At 37.1% G+C, this 19,127-nt stretch carries 15 protein-coding genes; 7 read left to right on the top strand and 8 right to left on the bottom strand.

The features are described from left to right. Window positions 1-183 precede the first annotated feature (183 nt). The 4 genes from KG732_RS10865 (at window position 184) to KG732_RS10850 (ending at window position 5,192) form a co-directional block, all read left to right on the top strand. Window positions 184-1,473, top strand: coding sequence for a beta-ketoacyl synthase (locus KG732_RS10865; RefSeq protein WP_213523513.1), 1,290 nt, complete (start codon window positions 184-186; stop codon window positions 1,471-1,473). A gap of 132 nt (window positions 1,474-1,605) precedes the next feature. Beyond that, window positions 1,606-1,857 carry an acyl carrier protein gene (locus KG732_RS10860; RefSeq protein ID WP_213523511.1) on the top strand — a complete coding sequence of 84 codons (252 nt, stop codon included), beginning with the start codon at window positions 1,606-1,608 and terminating at the stop codon, window positions 1,855-1,857. Window positions 1,858-1,902: 45 nt separating this feature from the next. Continuing rightward, complete coding sequence (locus KG732_RS10855; RefSeq protein WP_213523509.1) at window positions 1,903-4,467, top strand: phosphoenolpyruvate carboxylase; 2,565 nt, start codon at window positions 1,903-1,905, stop codon at window positions 4,465-4,467. 104 nt (window positions 4,468-4,571) lie between these two features. After that, entirely contained in the window at window positions 4,572-5,192 is a 621-nt protein-coding gene (locus KG732_RS10850) for a nitroreductase family protein (RefSeq protein ID WP_213523507.1), read from the top strand. Window positions 5,193-5,311: 119 nt separating this feature from the next. On the opposite strand, the gene KG732_RS10845 is transcribed toward KG732_RS10850, so the two are convergent. The 7 genes from KG732_RS10845 to KG732_RS10815 all read right to left on the bottom strand — a co-directional run bounded on the left by KG732_RS10845 (window position 5,312) and on the right by KG732_RS10815 (window position 15,243). After that, window positions 5,312-5,566 carry a hypothetical protein gene (locus tag KG732_RS10845; protein ID WP_213523505.1) on the bottom strand — a complete coding sequence of 85 codons (255 nt, stop codon included), beginning with the start codon at window positions 5,564-5,566 and terminating at the stop codon, window positions 5,312-5,314. A gap of 116 nt (window positions 5,567-5,682) precedes the next feature. Then, on the bottom strand, window positions 5,683-6,639 hold the full coding sequence (locus tag KG732_RS10840; protein WP_213523503.1) for a TerC family protein: 957 nt from the start codon (window positions 6,637-6,639) through the stop codon (window positions 5,683-5,685). A 69-nt stretch (window positions 6,640-6,708) separates the two neighbouring features. Beyond that, entirely contained in the window at window positions 6,709-7,110 is a 402-nt protein-coding gene (locus KG732_RS10835) for a hypothetical protein (protein WP_213523501.1), read from the bottom strand. A 1-nt stretch (window position 7,111) separates the two neighbouring features. Beyond that, window positions 7,112-7,417, bottom strand: coding sequence for an HPF/RaiA family ribosome-associated protein (locus tag KG732_RS10830; RefSeq protein ID WP_213523499.1), 306 nt, complete (start codon window positions 7,415-7,417; stop codon window positions 7,112-7,114). A 284-nt stretch (window positions 7,418-7,701) separates the two neighbouring features. Continuing rightward, window positions 7,702-9,585: an OmpA family protein gene (locus tag KG732_RS10825; RefSeq protein ID WP_213523497.1), complete on the bottom strand. Its 1,884-nt coding sequence runs from the start codon at window positions 9,583-9,585 to the stop codon at window positions 7,702-7,704. A 20-nt stretch (window positions 9,586-9,605) separates the two neighbouring features. Continuing rightward, window positions 9,606-10,556: a type IX secretion system membrane protein PorP/SprF gene (locus tag KG732_RS10820; RefSeq protein WP_213523495.1), complete on the bottom strand. Its 951-nt coding sequence runs from the start codon at window positions 10,554-10,556 to the stop codon at window positions 9,606-9,608. Window positions 10,557-10,581: 25 nt separating this feature from the next. Further along, complete coding sequence (locus tag KG732_RS10815) at window positions 10,582-15,243, bottom strand: gliding motility-associated C-terminal domain-containing protein (protein ID WP_213523492.1); 4,662 nt, start codon at window positions 15,241-15,243, stop codon at window positions 10,582-10,584. Window positions 15,244-15,838: 595 nt separating this feature from the next. Here KG732_RS10815 and KG732_RS10810 point away from each other — a divergent pair. The 3 genes from KG732_RS10810 (at window position 15,839) to KG732_RS10800 (ending at window position 18,781) form a co-directional block, all read left to right on the top strand. Continuing rightward, window positions 15,839-16,396, top strand: a complete 558-nt coding sequence (locus tag KG732_RS10810) for a DUF4251 domain-containing protein (RefSeq protein ID WP_213523490.1) — start codon at window positions 15,839-15,841, stop codon at window positions 16,394-16,396. Window positions 16,397-17,334: 938 nt separating this feature from the next. Beyond that, complete coding sequence (locus KG732_RS10805) at window positions 17,335-17,976, top strand: thiamine phosphate synthase (protein WP_213523488.1); 642 nt, start codon at window positions 17,335-17,337, stop codon at window positions 17,974-17,976. 244 nt (window positions 17,977-18,220) lie between these two features. Further along, window positions 18,221-18,781 (top strand): DUF4494 domain-containing protein, encoded by a 561-nt coding sequence (locus KG732_RS10800; protein ID WP_213523486.1) that lies wholly within the window; start codon window positions 18,221-18,223, stop codon window positions 18,779-18,781. 143 nt (window positions 18,782-18,924) lie between these two features. On the opposite strand, the gene KG732_RS10795 is transcribed toward KG732_RS10800, so the two are convergent. Continuing rightward, the gene (locus KG732_RS10795; RefSeq protein WP_213523484.1) at window positions 18,925-19,116 is read right to left on the bottom strand and encodes a cold-shock protein; all 192 of its coding nucleotides are present in this window, start codon (window positions 19,114-19,116) and stop codon (window positions 18,925-18,927) included. Window positions 19,117-19,127: the final 11 nt, after the last annotated feature.

The following is a 19,127-nucleotide window of genomic DNA, read 5'->3' as shown; positions in this document are numbered from 1 at the left end:
TGCATTAAAGATATGCTTATGAATACAACTCAACACCCATTCCTATCCCTATTTTTTTTAACTCATCATTACTATTCTTGAATGAGCTGCTGCTGCAACAAACCTTTATAACCATCCTACACAGTAAAAGTCCATGATTAACAGTAGCCATATCTACTAAAGATTATGTAGTTTCGTTTTGTTATGAATACAGATAATAATAGGCGAAGAGTTGTGATTACGGGAATGGGTGTTGTGGCTCCTAATGCCATTGGGGTTTCCGCTTTCGCGAAAGCATTACAAGAACAAACCTCTGGAATAAGATTTGACCCACAATTAGCCGATTTAAACTTTGGCTGTCAAGTTTCTGGCACCCCACAAATTACAGAAGAATTACTCGCCGATAATTTTACACCGCTACAACTAAGAGGCTTGAAAGCCAGCGGCCTGGTTTATGGGGTTATCGCTGGAAAAGAAGCTTTTAAAGATGCTGGTCTAGAAATCGCAAGTCCAGAAAAGGCCCTGTCAGAAATGGGAATTATTTTCGGAACTGGTCAAAGCGGTGGTGAAAAATTTAGGGAAGCCATTCATTTAATTGATGATAAAAAAGTGCGCCGCCTTGGAAGTACCAGTGTGATTCAAACCATGACCAGCGGTATCAGTGCCTGGTTGGCAGGAGAATTGGGTTGTGGCAATATCGTCACCAGTAATTCCAGTGCTTGTTGCACAGGTACAGAAGCATTTCTTATGGGCTATGAGCGTATTGCAGCTGGAAAAGCAACTCAAATGCTGGTGGGATCTACTAGTGATTCAGGCCCTTATATCTGGGGCGGATTTGATGCCATGCGGATTTTACCAACTAAATACAACCAAGATCCAGAAAACGCCAGCAGGCCTTTATCAGAAGATGCCGCAGGTTTTGTTCCTGGATCTGGAGCCGGTGCTTTTATTTTAGAACATTTAGGTAGTGCTCAAAAACGAGGAGCTAAGATCTATGCAGAAGTATTAGGAGGTGCAGTAAATTCTGGCGGACATCGAGCTGACGGCTCTATGACAGCACCTAATGGTCAAGCTGTACAAGATTGTATACATCTGGCAATGAAAGATGCAGGAGTAACTGCAACAGAAATCGATGCGATTAATGGACACCTTACTGCAACATCAAAAGACGCTTTCGAAATTAAAAATTGGTCGACTGCTTTTAAACTTAAAGGCGCAGAATTCCCTTTTATAAATACCTTTAAGTCCTGTATAGGCCATTGCCTCGCTGCAGCAGGTAGTATAGAGTTGGTAGGAGCTGTGCTACAATTAAAAGAACAAAAGATATATGGAAACAGCAATATCACTTCTATACATCCAGAGATTATGGATGTAATTGACAAAAAGAGTTTTCCGTTAAGCTCCAAATATGTAGATCTGAATATTTTGGCAAAAGCGAGTTTCGGATTCGGAGATGTAAATGCCTGCGTTTTACTAAAAAAGTACAGTTCTTAACTACTGAATTTCCTAAAAAAGTATTTTACTGATCTAACTTTGTTATTAAGGGTTTAAACTCTTAAACTCTCCCTAACTCCAAGGAAAATCCATTTTTTGATGGTATTTTTAAAATTCTATTGAAAAAATAACATGCAAGAAAACGAAATACAAGAAGCGCTTTTTAAAATTGTAAAAGTCTATCTACCTCAAGATGTAAAAGAAAGCGCTATACAATTGGAAAGCCATTTAATGCAAGATCTAGGTATTAATAGTGCCCATTTAGTAGATGTCGTACTCGATGTGGAGGATGCCTTTGACATTACTCTTGATGAAAAAGATATGGAAGCTATGAAAACGGTAAGTAACGCTATTGAAATAGTTACAGCAAAAACCGCTTCATAGGTTTCAACTGCCATTAAATTACCAATCATATAAATCACTAATCACATGTCAAGATTACCAAAAATTGAACGTTTTAAAAATGAAGTAGAATCAAAATACCAGATTTTTAATGGGATTTTTATGACACTACCATTTGATCAGATTTCAAATACTGGTGGATTATTGCCATTATTTCATGAATTATGTGTAAGAGGTTATGAAAAAGGTAAAAACCCTACCGAGATTGTCGAGTACTTTTTTGAAAGATACATGCGTGACACAGCTTCTAAAGAGCGAGAAGACATGCTTTTTAGATTTATTCAATATATAGAGCGACAGGTAGTGTTGTTTGATGCTATTGAAGATGCCGCTTTTAGTAAGGTCAACAATATAGATGGCCGCGGTTCCCTGCGCAGTATCAAAGAGGAGGCAGTAGAACTAAATAAAACAGAAGAATTAGCTGCTTATTTAAAAGAATTTAAAGTACGCCCGGTATTAACAGCTCACCCAACACAATTTTATCCAGGCGCTGTTCTGGGTATTATTAACGATTTGGGAGATGCTATTAAAGCGAATCAACTACAGGAGGTCAAACTGTTGCTTTCCCAATTGGGTAAAACCCCTTTCTTTAAAAAGGAAAAACCTACTCCATTTGATGAGGCGGTAAGTTTAATTTGGTACCTAGAACATGTATTTTATCAGGCGATGGGTAATATTTATGATTACCTTAAAACCCATATTGAGAATCCGCAGGAGTTTAAGAATCAGATTGTAGAAATAGGTTTTTGGCCAGGTGGTGATCGAGATGGAAATCCGTTTGTGACTACGGCTATTACATTAAATGTAGCCAAACGATTGCGATCCACCATATTTAGAAATTATTACAGGGATTTGCGCAAGCTGCGCAGAAGGCTTACTTTTAAAGGCGTTGAAGAGCAGTTATCAGCTTTAGAAAGTAGGTGTTACAAGTCTATTTTTGAAAAAGAAGTCTTGGATTTTACTCCCCAAGATCTTATTGATAGAATGAACGAGATCAGGTCTACTGTTATAGAGCAGCATAACTCCCTATTTCTCGGTCAAATAGACAGTTTTATACATAAAATTGAATTGTTCGGTTTCCATTTTGCCACCTTAGATATACGACAAGATAGCAGTGCTCACGATGCGGTTTTTGATGAGATCCTCGCTTTCGCGAAAGCGAAACTACCCTCCAACTACGACAGCTTAACTGAAGATGAGAAAGTAAACGTACTGGCACAGGTGGAGGGCTCTATCGATCCTAATGAATTTACAGACGACTACACACAACGAACACTAAGCAGCATTTACGCCATTAAAAACATTCAAGAACGCAACGGGGAAAAAGGCTGTAATCGGTACATCATTTCTAATACACAAATGGCTTCTCAAATTATGGAGGTCTATGCGATGATCAGATTGTGTAATATGCCTCAACCCAAAATAGATGTAGTGCCTTTATTTGAAACTGTTCCAGATTTAATAAAAGCTCCAGAGGTGATGCGATCGCTTTATGAAAATGAGCATTACCGTGCTCACGTAAAAAGGCGAGACGATACGCAGCATATCATGTTAGGCTTCAGTGATGGTACTAAAGACGGTGGTTATTTAATGGCCAATTGGGCTATTTATGAAGCTAAAGAAGCCTTAAGTTCGGTTTCTAGGGAATACGGTATTTCTATTGTATTCTTTGATGGTAGAGGTGGACCGCCTGCTCGTGGTGGAGGCCAAACCCACCAATTTTACGCTTCTATGGGCACCAAAATAGAATCCAAACACATTCAGTTAACCGTGCAAGGTCAAACCATTAGCTCTAAGTTTGGCACCTTAGAAAGCTGTCAGTACAATCTAGAGCAAATGATAAGTAGTGGAGTGAGCAATGCGGTTTATGCTAGTGATGCCAATGACTTTTCAGAAAAGGATGAAGCTACTATGGATCAACTAGCAACATCAAGTTATAAAGCTTACACCGATTTTAAAGCGCACCCACAATTCCTGTCCTATCTGGAACAGATGAGCACCTTAAAATATTATGCCAAAACCAACATAGGAAGTCGCCCTAGCAAGCGTGCGGGAAGCGCAGAATTGAGGTTTAAAGATTTAAGAGCTATTCCATTTGTTGGTTCTTGGAGTCAACTAAAGCAAAATGTTCCTGGATTTTACGGCGTAGGTACCGCACTAGAAATAATGGATAAGGCTGGTAACTGGGAAGCAGCTGAAGAGCTGTATAAAAACAATAAGTTTTTCCGTACACTACTAGATAATAGCATGATGAGTTTAACCAAATCATTCTTTGGTTTAACTGCTTATATGGAGCATGATCCTATCTACGGTGAGTTTTGGAAGATGATTTATACAGAATACGAGCGTTCAAAAAAGTATATGCTCAAGATCTCTGGAATGAAAACATTGATGGAAAATGAGCCAGCAGGACGGGCCAGTATTCAAGCTAGAGAAACTATCGTCTTACCATTATTAACCATTCAACAATATGCATTAAAAATGGTGCAAGAGATCAATGCAGGAAAGGCGACTGAAAATATAGATACCTATGAGCGTATGGTAACTCGTTCTCTCTATGGAAATATCAACGCCAGTCGTAATTCTGCATAAGGAACTTTCCATTTATTAAAATTGATGCAAGTAGGTGGTTAAAGCTTTCTAAAGCTTGGCCATAACTTGTCGATGAATTATTAATTTTAAATCAAAACACAATTATGAAAAATATTACAGATTTTAATAAAATAACACCCACTGATCACGATATTATAGATCTTATTAAAAACAGGTGGAGTCCACGTACATTTTCTGACCAACCTGTTTCTCAAAGAGAACTTCAGATGCTTTTTGAAGCTGGCAGATGGGCTCCTAGTTCTAATAATTTACAGCCTTGGAATATAGTTTGGGGTATTAAAGGTAGCAAAACCTATGATCGGATTATGGATGTTCTGGTGGAATTCAATCAGAAATGGGCAAAGAATGCTCCAGTATTATTATTAGGTGTGGTAGATACTAAAACACCTAAAGGTGATGACAATTACCACGCACCTCATGATTTAGGTCAATTTTCTGCAAATATGGCCATACAAGCGCAAAGTATGGGAATAGCTTTTCATCAAATGGCTGGACTGGACTATGAAAGAGCTAAAAAGGAATTCAAGTTTCCTGAAACTTTTCACGTAGCAACTGCTATAGCACTGGGTTATTACGGTGGCGCATTGAATGATGTTCCTGATTTCTTACAAGATGCTGAAACAGGGGAGCGATCTCGCAAAAAACAAAACGATTTTGTTTTTAATGGGGACTACAAAGTCACTGGAGACCTAAACGAGAGCTAAAAGTTAGGAAGTATCATACCGTACTTCTTATTATATGTTAAACAAAAAAGGTGCCTTGAATACGTTCAGGGCATTTTTAGTTATGCAGAAAGTTCATCTGTGTTGGACATCAATTTATTTCACAAAGATTTTACCGCAATTCCTACTGATTTTTTTAAATTAAGAGAAGCTATGACGCAGTCTACTTGATGTCCATCGCAGGCAATTGCTAAGCTAGCGACCTCTCTAGTTCTGTTTTTGAGGTCAAATATCTTTTTAAAGGAAATGTCAACTCTATCTAAGCCAGAGTATTTATTAAGCTGTTGTATAGATGTACTGGTAAATGCTTCTAAGTTGCGAATAGAAGGAACGTGAATGTAAGAGAAATGGATCATGTTATTTTTTAGCATACTTACGTAGCAAAAGCAATAACAGTTTTTTATGAGGTGTAAAAATAATTAGAATAAGCAGTAATAACTTAATCCAGTGTTTTTTTAGTCTTTAAAGTTTCCTATTGATCTACAGGATCACTTTCAGTTTCCTTTTTTTGTAAGGAGAATAGAATACCCGCTCCAAGAGAAACAAAAATAACCGCTAGGGAAAGCCATTCTGGAAGATGCACCTGATGTACTAAAATCATTTTTATTCCTACAAAGGCAAGAATAGCTACCAAGCTGTAATGAATGTATTGAAACTTATCCAGCAAATTAGACAAGAAAAAATACATGCTACGCAGCCCCATAATGGCTAGTATATTACTAGAGAATACCAAAAAGGGGTCTGAAGTAATAGCGAGAATCGCCGGGATCGAATCTAAAGCAAAAAGCACATCAGTTAGCTCAATAACTACCAAAGCTAAAAATAGGGGAGTTGCAATACGCTTTCCCATTTTTTTGATAAACAATTGCTGTCCTTCTATGCGATCTGTGACAGGAAATAGCTTTCTAGATAGTTTATAAATTTTGGAAGTTTTAGGATCAAATTCTTCTTCTTCACTTTTGAGCATTTTAAAAGCAGTATATAATAAAAATGCTCCGAAAATATAGGTCATCCAACTGATTTCATTAATCAAAGCAATACCAAAAAGGATCATCAAGGCCCTAAAAACAAGAGCGCCAACAATCCCCCAAAACAGCACCCGGTGTTGGTACTTTTGTTCTATTGAAAAGGATTTAAAGATTACTGCAATAACAAAAATATTATCAACGCTTAAAGAAAGTTCTATAAGGTAACCTGTTAAGTACTTGATAGCAGCGGCACTACCACTGAGTTGATCCGGGTTTGCTAAATAGCCTCGATCGTAAATAACATAAACAACCCCAGTAAAAAGCAACGCAATACCTACCCACAAGGCAGTGAATTTTGAAGCTTCTTTCGTTTTTATAACATGGGCGTTTTTATTAAAAACAAAAAGGTCTAAGCATAAAAAAATGCTGACTAAAACGATAAAAGATATCCAAATGATCATAGGGAAAAATAGGTGTCATATAAAAATCCAACTTTTAAAAGCTGGATTTTTAATCTGGTAGTAAATATATTATGGAATCTTGATGGCTGCGGTATTTATATCAAATAACTTTAACATTTCATTATATAATTTCACCTCTATTCCTTTATTTCCTTTTATGGCTATTGGGTACAACAGAATTCCTGGATCTTTTTGGAGCGTTTTAATGGCTCCAGTATCATCTATTACATGTCCTTTACCATATTTATTTTCATAAAGGGAGTGTTCTGTATGCAACAAATCACGAACATTAACTTGAAGTAGAGTTGCAACTTCTGTCCAAACAGTTCCAGCAACTTTATCCTTTGAAACATCAATCGAAAGTAAGTTGTTGCCCGAGGCTTTTGCGTATGCTAATGTTTCTCGATGGCCTTTTTGATTTGAATTATATAGTAAAACAATTTGTCGGTGATTGGTGGCTAGGGAGATCATCTTAGGAATGTGTGATTATGGTTGCCTTTCTCTTTTCGCATTGGGTTTTAAGTTGGTCGACCACTTTGTTTATCGATTCTGTGAAGGTATCGTGACTTTCCTCCGCAAATAATCGAGGTCCAGGCGCACTTAACCTTATTTGTGCAATCTTCCCTGTTTGATCGCTAGACGTGTTTTCGGCTATAAAAAACACATCAGCTCTAGTGACCCAACTGTAGCGGTCAAAAATGGTTTGTAACTTTTCTTTTGTGTAATTTTCAAGTTCTGTACTTCCAGAAACATGTTGGTAATTAAATTGAATAGTCATTTTATCGATTTTATTGTAATCTAAGTAACTTATAGAGAGTTATTGTAGTCTTTATAAAATCATTAGTACAGCTTTAATAAAGGTTTAGGCTTTGGTCATAGAAGGGGTAGTTTATAATTAGCAAATCAGCTCGAGGTATTGCTTTTACTAACTTTTTTTAGCAAGTGTCTATTTGATGATGTTGTTCTCGCTTTCGCGAAAGCGTAACCTCTATCCATACCACAAACAAAAAAATCCCAATAACTATAACTCGCTATTGGGATTTTAAGTTTTTAATAGATTTCTTATTGCATCACTTTAAACTCGCAACGACGGTTGATCTCATATTCTTCATCAATACAAATACCTTCCTTAACACATTCATTAAGTGGTTGCATCTCACCATAACCTATACTGCGCAATCGGTTTTCATCAATCCCTTGACTGATCAAGTACTTCATAGTAGAGGCGGCACGTTGATTTGATAAAGTTAGATTGTATTCACTAGGTCCACGTACATCCGTGTGAGCAGATACCTCTACGTGCATTTCAGGATATTTATTCATGATCGCTACCAGATCATCTAAAGTAGCAGCAGCTTTAGGTTTAATAATTGCTTGATCAAAATCAAAATAGATTTGTTCTAATTCTACTTGTACCTCTCCCTTGCGATCTGCGTTGATAGTTTCTTCTGCATCTTGATAGGAGAGAAGCGTTAAAAATATATCGTGACTCACTTTTCCATTTTTATCTGTAGAAAAATCTACATTCTCAGGAATGTACAACTTGCGAGTAGCACGAACAGTATATTTTTTATTTGGCTCTATTTTAAATAGGTAAGAGGCGTCGTTGCCAGTGATCATGTCATCTATAACCACTCCTCGTTCATCCAATAAGGAAACAAGTGAACCAGGTAAGGTCTTTCTACTAATACTGTCTTGTACGACACCTACCACCTGATATTTAGTCAGTATATTCTCCTCTCTTTTACCAGTATAGAGTTGATCTAAACCATCTCTATTAGAAGAAAAGTAACTCTCATTTGTAGCTTCGTCAATTACAAAAGCATAGTCATCTTTAGAGCTATTGATACTGCTACCAAGATTGATAGGAGTATCAAACTCACCATTTACCAAGTTTGCTCTATGTATATCCAATCCACCTAGGCCTTGCTTACCGTTAGTGGCATAATACAAGGTGTTGATATCGCTGATGTAAGGAAATTGATCTCTATAAGCTGTATTGATGGAATTACCTAGGTTAATAGGCTCACCATAAGAACCATCCTCATTGATCGCTATTTTATAGATATCAAATTCGCCGTATCCACCAGACCTATTACTAGAAAAGTAAAGTGTCTTTCCGTCTTTACTGATAGAAGGGTGTTCCACACTGTACAATTCATTATTAAAAGGTAATAAAGCCACATTGGTCCACTTGTTATCAACTTTTTCTGCGCGGTACAATTGGATATTTGAAACTCTATCGCCATCTATTTTAACACGTTTTTCAGTGTTGCGATTGAAATACATCACAGTTCCATTATTGGTAAAAACGGCATTGCTCTCATGAAGATCTGTATTTATTTCTTCAGAAAATGGCGTCACCTTACTTAATGCAGTGTCGTTTAATTGCCCTTCATAAATATCTAAATAAGGGATTCCATTCCAAGAAAAAACGGGTCGTTCCATATTACGAGAAGAAGCAAAAGCTACATTTTTACCATCTATAAAAGACAGTCCAAAATCACTTTTAGATCCTTTATTTATAATTGGTACTACTTCAAAAACGTGAGGAGTTGTTCTTTCTAATTCAAAGAGAAACTCTTCTGTGTTCCAATCTTTACCATAATATGTTTTTAAATAAACATCTGCTGCTTGATAATCCTTAATACCAAGAAGTGAATGCGCATATCTATACATGCGGTCTTTGTCTAGACTACTGCTGAAATTATCTTTAAGCTTGGTGTAGGTGTTTGCTGCGTTTTCAAAATCATTAGTGTAATAATAAGAGTCTCCTAGCTTTTGAAGAACTTCCTCAGAAGTCTCCAAGTTTTTATAGTTCACTATGGCTTCCGTATACGCCTGATTTTTGAATAATTGATCCGTCTTTTTCAGACTTAAATTCTGGGCAGTGCTATAAGTTCCTGCTAGCAGTGCGATCATCAATAAAGTAATTATTAATCTCATAAGTATGGTGATAAATAGGTTTAGAAAAATCTAGGGGAACGATCGTAACCGCCCCTCCAGTATTTTGTTTTAATGTTATACAATAAAATGATTTCATGAGACCCCGAATTAAAGTTACCTAAGTTAGTTGTGGTGTAATCATAAGCATAACCTAATTTAAGTTCTGGTGACACTTTAAAGTTAACCAGCGCGCTGACAGAGTCATCTAAACGATAACCTATACCAGCTTCTAATGTATCATTAAACAAGAAGTTGGCATTCAAGTCAGCAGATAAAGGAGCTCCTTTTACACCTTTTAAAAGGAAAGAAGGCTGGAACTTTAAGTCTGGGTTGATGTCAAATACATAACCACTGTTTAGGAAAAAATGAATGTCTTGAACACCAGTAGATTGTATACCGTTTTCATTTTCTAAATGTGTCGTCGTTAATAAATTAGGAGCTGATAAACCCACGTAGAATTTATCTGTAAAATAAAAACCTCCTAATCCTACGTTAGGAAAGCTTTGAGTCACATTTTCATTAAAAGCTATATCTGTATCAACGCCACCAGACTGCAGGTTAAAACCGTTAAAGTTAGCATCAAATAAAGTTAGTCCTGCTTTTATACCCAAGGAAAGTTTACCCGTTTCAGAAACCGGCAATACATAGGCAACATCTGCATAGATATTGTTTTCTGTAACCACATTTCCTATGTCATCATTTGTAAAAGAGATTCCTACTTCCACGCGATCACTTACAGGATAATGAACAAATAAAGAGGCGGTCTTAGGAGCGCCTTCCAGTCCTACCCATTGTGTTCTATACAAAGCACCAATATTGAGCTCAGACTTGTTTGCAGTAGCATAAGCCGGATTCAAGATACTTTGATTATACCTATATTGAGTAAACTGCGGATCCTGCTGAGCAACCGTGCTCAGGGAAAGCATACCGATCAATACAATTAGTAAAGGTGTTATATTAAAATTTTTCATTTTGTTTGTTTCTTTCTTGAAGTGACTATCGGCTTAAGTAAATTCTACCTTGGGATGGTTTTGTAGTTCCATCGTTGTATTTAAGGATGTAGTAATAAACACCTACTGGTAACTCTCCGTCACTCAATAAGGCCGATTGATTACTGAAACCGTTAAATCTAGGGGTACTGGCAGTTCCGCTATAAATGCGACTTCCATATCGGTTATAGAACTCCAAACTCAAATTAGGATAAAGAAAGCTTAAGTTATCAATATCAAAAGTATCATTGACCCCATCACCATTAGGTGAAAATCCGTCTGGAATGATTAGATCTCCACAAGCTGATAAATCTACCGTTACTTCTATTTTTAAACTGCTTTCACAACCAGTTGCTGCATCTATTAAAGCAGCGTAATACGTAGTTCCACTTGTCATTATTGTCGTAAGAGGTAAGCCATTCGTACCTTCAACCGTATCGTACCAAACAACGTTATTAGCAATAGAATCATATTGCAATACGTTCAACGTTAGTTGTTGTAAAGTAGGATTATCATTGATACAAAATAGTTCTCCATCCAGATCTAAAGTAGGGGTTGGTGCATCTCCTACAGTTACCATTACTTGTGTTCTGATACTGGATTCACATCCATTTGCTTCTGTTTGAGATGCAAAATATGTGGTTCCATCTACAAGACTTTCTGTAGCCGCTAATGGAATAGTAGCATCAATAACATCATACCATAAAATCATATCTCCAGTTACAGCCGTATCCAGATCCATTACTGTTGGATGATCAATCGCACAAAAGTTAAGAGTAGCAGTTAGTAGAGTAGGCGCTGCACTTTCATTCACTTGAATGTCTAAAGTAGCAAAAGCATCTGTAGCACAAGCAGAAATTGCAGAAACCGTATACGTGTAAGTGCCTGAAAGGTCCACTGTTGGATTAAACAAATTAGTACCACTATCTAGTACTGGGAACCAAGTTCCTGACGTGTCAGGTGTGCCAGCTAATTGAGTTAATAAGTCAATAGTACCATCGGATACACAAGTAGAAATCATATTGTTTGTACCAGCATTCGGAGCTTCGGTAATACTAACAACAACATCAGCTGAAAATGTGTTACAAGAATTAGTGACCGTATAGGTATAAGTTGTTGCAAGGTCTGTAGCTGGATCAAATACACCACTGTTACTAGCTAATGCAGGACTCCAAGTTCCACCAGTAGTAGCTGTTCCCAATAAAGTAACTAAATCTGTTGTTCCATTGTCAGTACAAGCATCTAAAACAGCAGATGTTCCTGCGTCTACTGGAGTTTCTATAGTTACCATTACAATGGTAGAAGCATCTGTACAAGGTGCGGTTGCACTTACCATATATTCAAAGCTATAGGTTCCAGCGACTACTGCAGATGCATCAAATAGATTTCCTGTCAGCGCCATGGTAGCATCTGTATCTATCCAAGTACCACCAGCATCCTGCGTACCGTCTAAAGAAGTAAATAAATCTACCATACTTTGATCGTTACATACAGAAAGTAATACGGCAACACCAGAATTAGGTGATGCAAATATATTTACCGTCACGGCAACACTATCGTTAGATTCACAATTGGTTATTGCGTCTGTTTGTGTAGCAAAATAATCTTCTCCATCTAAAAGAACATCTGTACTTATTAACGGATTCATCAATGCCGCATCTTCATACCATATCACTGCATTCCCCATCACTGATAAATCAGCAACAGTTGCTTGATCACAAAAGTCCTGAATAGCAAGAGCGGTAGGAGCATTAATATTGTTGATCCTTATTTGTAGGGTTTCCAAGTCTACATTACAAGCAGCAAAAAGAGAAACGGAATACGTGAAATTATAAACACCCGTCGTTAAAGAAGAGACGTCTAAAATAGAACCGGTCAGTTCACCCGTAAGATCATCATCAGACCAGTTTCCACCAGCGTCATTTCCAGTCAACTGAGTAAATAAATCTAATGTTTGTCCTGTAGTGATATCCGAAAGACAAAGGTCTAAGACAGTAGAAGTACCGGCATTAGGTGCATCCAGCACACTAATAAGTACTGTTGCCGTATCTGAACAAGATCCATTAGTAACGGTATAAGTAAAGTTATAACCACCTACAACCAATCCAGTAAGATCAACTGTGTTTCCTGTTAACGCGCCAGTAGCATCGTCATCAGACCAAGTTCCACCAGCATCTTGTCCAGACAGTTGTCCGAATACATCTAAAGGTGAGTTAACTGCAAGTTCATTTTCACAAACTAAGAATGGAGTAGGAGTTCCGGTGTTAGGTAATTCATTGATGATTACTGTAACCGTAACATCTACATCCGTACAAGTTCCTATCGCTGGAACTGCATAAGTAAAGTCAAATATTCCGTTTCCTAATGTGGTTAAGTCGATAGGATTAACTACCGCAGTACCTGCAGAAGTGTTTCCTGCATACCAAGTTCCGTTGGTGTCTTGTGTACCATCTAATAAGTTGAAAAGATCATAAGGCGAATTGGCCGCTGCTTGATCTTCACAAATTGTAAAAGGTGTTCCAATGTAGTTACCAGATTCTGGTGCTGGGGCTACAGTTACTTCAACTGTAGAGCTATTGGTACAAGTATTTCCATCAGTAATTGTATAAGAGAAGTTATAGTCGCCTACAACCAACCCAGTAAGATCAACTGTGTTTCCTGTTAACGCGCCAGTAGCATCGTCATCAGACCAAGTTCCACCAGCAACTTGTCCAGACAGTTGTCCGAATACATCTAAAGGTGAGGTGGCCGCTAGTTCATTTTCACAAATTAAGAATGGAGTAGGAGTTCCGGTATTAGGTAATTCATTGATAATTACGGTTACCACTACCTCTACATCAGTACAAGTTCCTATGGTTGGAACGGTATAAGTAAAGTCAAATATTCCGTTTCCTAATGTACTTAAGTCTATTGGATTGGTTACCGAAGTACCTGTAGAAGTATTTCCTGCATACCAAGTTCCATTCGTGTCTTGTGTTCCATCTAATAAGTTGAAAAGATCATAAGGCGAATTGGCCGCTGCTTGATCTTCACAAACTGTAAAAGGTGTTCCTATATAAGTACCAGATTCTGGCGCTGGTAAAATTTCAATTGCAATGGTTTCAGCATCTTGACAAAAACCGGTATTAATTGTATAGGTATAAATATAAGGACTGCCTTCTACTGTAAAGGCAGTTATGTCTATAGAAGTGGAGACAAGATTGTTCATAGCGTCTGTCCATGTTCCAAGGGGGTTATCTTGAGATCCATCTAAGGAACTGAACAAATCATATGGAGAATGAACACTAAGGTTATTTTCACAAAACTCCATACTTATAGCAGTTCCAGCATTAGGATCTGCTAACACAATGACTTGTACGGTTGTAGACTCTTCTGGACATGGGTTAGGAGCTAAGTTTTGACTATATGTAAAGTCATAAGTACCCGGAACAAATGAGGTCAAATCCATAGGTGATGTCACTGTTGGATCCATACTCGTAGCGCCTTGGGTCCAGGTTCCTCCTGTATCCTCGTTGTCCAATAATAAAGTCAAGTCATAAGCAGTAGGTAATTGAGACACGCAAAAGCTTACTGAGTTGATTAAGGAGGGTATCCCAGAAGATAAAATTTCTGAGATGTTAATAGCAACTGTTGCGCTCTCATCAGGACATGCGCCAGTTCCTGAAACCGTATAAACAAAATTATAAACACCTATTGCTTGTCCACTAATGTTAACCGTTCCTTGATCACCATTTGATGTAGCCAAAGGCCCCGTCCATGTTCCTCCTGAATCAGCATTAGGTCCTAATAAAGGAAATAGGTCAAAATCTGCTGCTGGAATGTTAACTTCACAATATTCTAAACTATTGCTCATTCCTGCATCAACAGCATCATTAATTTGAATTACTACAGCAACAAGATCACTTTCACAGAAGAAATTATCTCCTTGAATATAATATGTAGCACCATCCACTAAAGGCTCATTATCTAACAAAGCTGGAAGAATAGGGCTATTGGATGCGTCTATATTATTAAACCAATTGAAATTATTTGTTGTCCCTGGATTCAAATTTGCAATGGTTGGATTGGTATTGGAACAAAATAACTGCGTCGCCGGAGGAGAAGGAGCCGTGGGTGAGGGAAATACAGCGGTACTTCCTGTTTCTATTTGGCTGCGACAGCCACTAGAATCAACAAATACGATAAAGTAATTAGCATTCCCCGTTAAGGCTGTTGCAGGATTTAATAAACTAGTAAGGGCAAAGTCAGCAAAAATCTGAACGCTACCGCCTGTTGGAGCATTGATTAAAAGAGCTCGGTCCATATAAGTCTGTATGCTAGGAGTTTCATTAGAGCAAAATATAGCATCCAGACTTTGACCACTAGGGTTGACTGTAAAGTCTACTACTAAAGCTGCACGAGTACCGCAAGTTCCTGTTGGATCGCCAGCATAATAAGTACCTTGACTAACAAGTTGTGACTGCTGTAAAGGTGTTCCTCCTGTAGCATTGAGATACCAACGCACACTATTTCCTGGGGCCGGTATGGCATATGCATTCAAATCGCTAAAGTCAAAACCAGCAGCATCACAGATAACCTGCGTAGAGACAGTAACTGTTGGGCATTGGGCATAAATGGTGTGCACTGGTGTGAAGAAAAGTACCGCCATTGCAATTGGCGTTATTTTCATATATTGGAGTAAGAATCCTTTCATTGATGTGGGTGTGTAAATTTTAAATAACTAGTCAAAACGTATGAATAAGACGATTATCGAGCAAAAGAGAGGTTTTTTTTTAATCATTTGCATAATATTAGATTAAATGTTATTTAAAAACGATTAAAAGTAAATTGATTTACTTTTAATCGTTAAAATCAGTCGATTAAATTATTAATAAACAAATAATCTGATACTAATGAATTAATGCTAACTAATGGCACCTTTTTATAAAAACTGTTAACCTTGTTGTTATAGTCCCATTATAAAAGTAGAAGAAGCATATTTTTAACAGATCAATAAGAATTAGTTTGTTATTTCAAATACGAGCACTTAAAAGTTGAATGAATGTTATATGCTTATTGATTAGTTGAAGTAAAAACCTTAACAGCTCAATAAGTTTGTAATACTTCTATTATGTTTAAATTTACGTAGTGTTTTAGAGGAGCAAAGCCGTCAACGCAAGAATAGGAATAAACAAATTTATAAGTTTTCGCTTTCGCGAAAGCGAAATAAAAACAGACCTCTAGTACCTCAATTAATATTTGTTTATCGTTACTAAAAGAAAAAAATGAAGACTTTAACACTTACCTCAGTATTAGTGGCTTTATTAGTGTTGATTTCTTGTAAAACTAGTTTTACAGCCGATGATCGAAGTCAGTTAGAAAACTTGCAAAAAAAAATGAGCCAGCAAGGTTTTGAATTTGAAGCTGACGTGGTTATTCCATTTAACACACAAGCCCTTAATAATGTTGCCAATGACCTACTGATACGTTCGGGCAACAGCCTTTCCCGAATCGATGTACAAGGTGATGACTACAGCCTAAAGATAGTAGCACAAGAAGGTGAATTTGCTTTGCCATTTTACGGTGAACGCCGTATTAGTGGTGGCTATGCTGCAGATGCCGGTTTTAACTTTACAGCCGATATAAAAAATATCAAGAGCAACATCAATGATAAAAATGGCTATATTTCTTATCAGTTTACCACCAAAAACGACGTAGAAACACTGGACGTGGAACTTCAAATTTACCAACCTAATAACGTAAAGTTAAACATTAACAGTTCCCACCGTACCTTTATGAAATACGAAGGCCGCTTAAAATGGTTGGAAGTAAAAGAGGAGTAATTCCATATTGTTGATCGAACAAAAATGCAATACCAGCAATAATACAACTCTTAAAAAAACCGATGATAAAAATTAGATCGTAACATAGGGGTTGTAAACTTCCGTTAAAACATATAGAATACTGTTTCAAACTCAGCGCATGAGGTTAAAGGTGGTACGCGTCAATTTTATGTATTAAGTAGTGTTATTATACATCTAAACTTTATGTTTTAAGTAAGTGTAATTTTAAATGGTTTTTTCTTTTTAAAGGGGATGGCTTACCAATTAAAGAAGTCCGTCATTATTATACGTTGAGGTAATTGTGGAGGATCCTGTCATTCACAAACAGGTGGGTGTGTTTCGAAGTTATTTAACGGCGAGAGGTGCTACTGAGTGTAGAGGTAGGAAATGTGTGCTATTCTAAAATGTATATTATTACTATTTGACATAATATAAATTATGAGACAATATATATGAGGAACTCCTATCATTCAACCCAACGTATTTGTTGCATACCAACACCAACAACACCCAAATCATAAAAAATGATCCAATCACGCTGCAACAATTATAAGTTTGAGTTATAAAATTGGTCATCAATAAAATATTATTATTGGTTAACCTAGCGAATTGGAACTACAGCTTAGAACTCAAAGCCGCTTTTGGCTAGTTGTACCAGAGAATCGTTTAAAAAGCGTTAAGAGTGAACTCAACCACCCAATCACATTACATTAAACTAGACTTTTATTTTTATATTCCATTGGTACATATGGAAGGTCAACTTTTGTACATAACCGTTCAAATATGGATGCTAGCATAAGAAATACCATGATAGCAAACATTACGACCTCTTATTATTTGTACTATTTTACATTTACTAGCGATCCTATCCCATTTTAAATAGATACTTTTGAATATTATTATTCTAATGTGTATGCCATCACACACCAAAAGAACCTATGATCCCTAAATTACATTTTATTTCTCGAGGAATTAGCGCCACCGAACATCTAGAAAACATACAAAAAGCCTGCAGCTCTGGAGCCGAATTGGTACAGCTGGATCTGGAGCATATCTCTGAAAAAGATCATTTGAAGCTCGCACAAGAAGTGTTAAAGATTACGGCGCATTTTCAAACCAGGTTGGTTATCAAGACCTATTATAAAATTGCCCATAAAATCAAGGCAGACGGTACCTATCTAGACCGTAACGACACCTGCCCTACTCTGGCTAGAAAAGGTTTGTACGACTGGCAAACTATAGGAGCCGCGGCTAATACCTTGGAAGATTGCCATTCTCTAATTGCAAAAGATATAGATTATATAGGTTTAGGACCTTTTAAGATTTCAGAAGATCAAAAAAATCACCCGGTTGCCTTAGGTTTTAATGGGTATGCCGCTATTATAGAAATCCTAACAACCGAAACTCCTCTTATTGGTTTTGGAGGTATTACTACAGCAGATGTTCTAGGTATTCTAGATACTGGTGTATCTGGTATTATGGTTACTAAGGCCATTACAGCCGATTTTAATAGCATAAAAACATTCAATGAATTGTTGGGAGCCTCTTCAACCGATGAGATGCGACATACTTTTATATAAGAAAAAATTGATTATTAATGAGTTGGGCGTTTCCCTACCGGGTCCCGCTTTTCACTTTATCTTTTGTTTTTAAAAGAAAAACAAAAGGATGCCGTTGCAATCGGTAACGCAAAACAAAAAAAGACCGCTAACAGACTTACTTTAAATGCACTATACCTGTCGTTTTTGATTTGTGAACATCTATTCTGTTTTTGAGTTTAGGAGCTAGCTCAGCAGCCTATATTTGCCGTCCTAAAACAAAAATATGAGCGCAACTTGGTACGAGTGTAAAGTAAAATACAGAAAGTTTGATGAAGCCTCTGGAGCACAAAAAATAAAGACAGAGGCCTTTCTAGTAGATGCAATTTCTTATACAGAAGCCGAAAGTAGAATTACGGAAGAAATGACAGCTTATTTGCCCGAAAGTGAAGAAATTAAGATTATCAATATCAAGGTGGCTAATTATGCAGAAATTCACCCGTTTGAAAATACCGATCGCTGGTTCAAGTCTCGTGTTTCCTTAATTGCTTTTGACGAAGAAAGTGGTAAGGAACGGAAGACCAATATGTACTTGCTAGTTCAAGCCAATGATGTCAAGGAAGCTTATGAAAACACCGTCCTAACTATGAAAGATACGATGGGAGAATACAGCATCCCAGCGGTGTCAGAGTCCCCTATTATGGATGTATTTCCTTATTTTTCAGGCCAAGAGGAAGATATGGAGCTATTAAAAACTTTTGTCGTTCTTAAGGACTCGGTACCAGCTGTAAACAAAATGGATGAAGATCTAGAACTGGAAGACGTTCTTGCTATTTCAAAAGAATAAAAAGTACAGTCACCAACCATAAAGAAATCATAAAATCCAGGACTTGATGTCAAATTTATAAGTCTTTAAAGGAACATCAGTACCGTACATAAAAAAGCCCCATCAAAATTGATGGGGCTTTTGTCAAAATATATAAGTATATATTATAGAACTTTTACGTTTACTGCGTTTGGTCCTTTGTTTCCTTCTTGTAAATCAAATTCTACTTCGTCACCTTCTCTAATCTCATCGATTAATCCTGAAATGTGTACAAAGTGGTCTTTTTCAACTCCTTCTTCTGTGATAAATCCAAATCCTTTAGTGTCATTGAAAAATTTTACTGTTCCTCTACTCATCTTAATGTAAT

The sequence above is a fragment of the Nonlabens sp. genome, from assembly GCF_018401815.1.
Lineage (GTDB): Bacteria > Bacteroidota > Bacteroidia > Flavobacteriales > Flavobacteriaceae > Nonlabens.
This window is presented reverse-complemented; position numbering and strand designations above follow the sequence as displayed.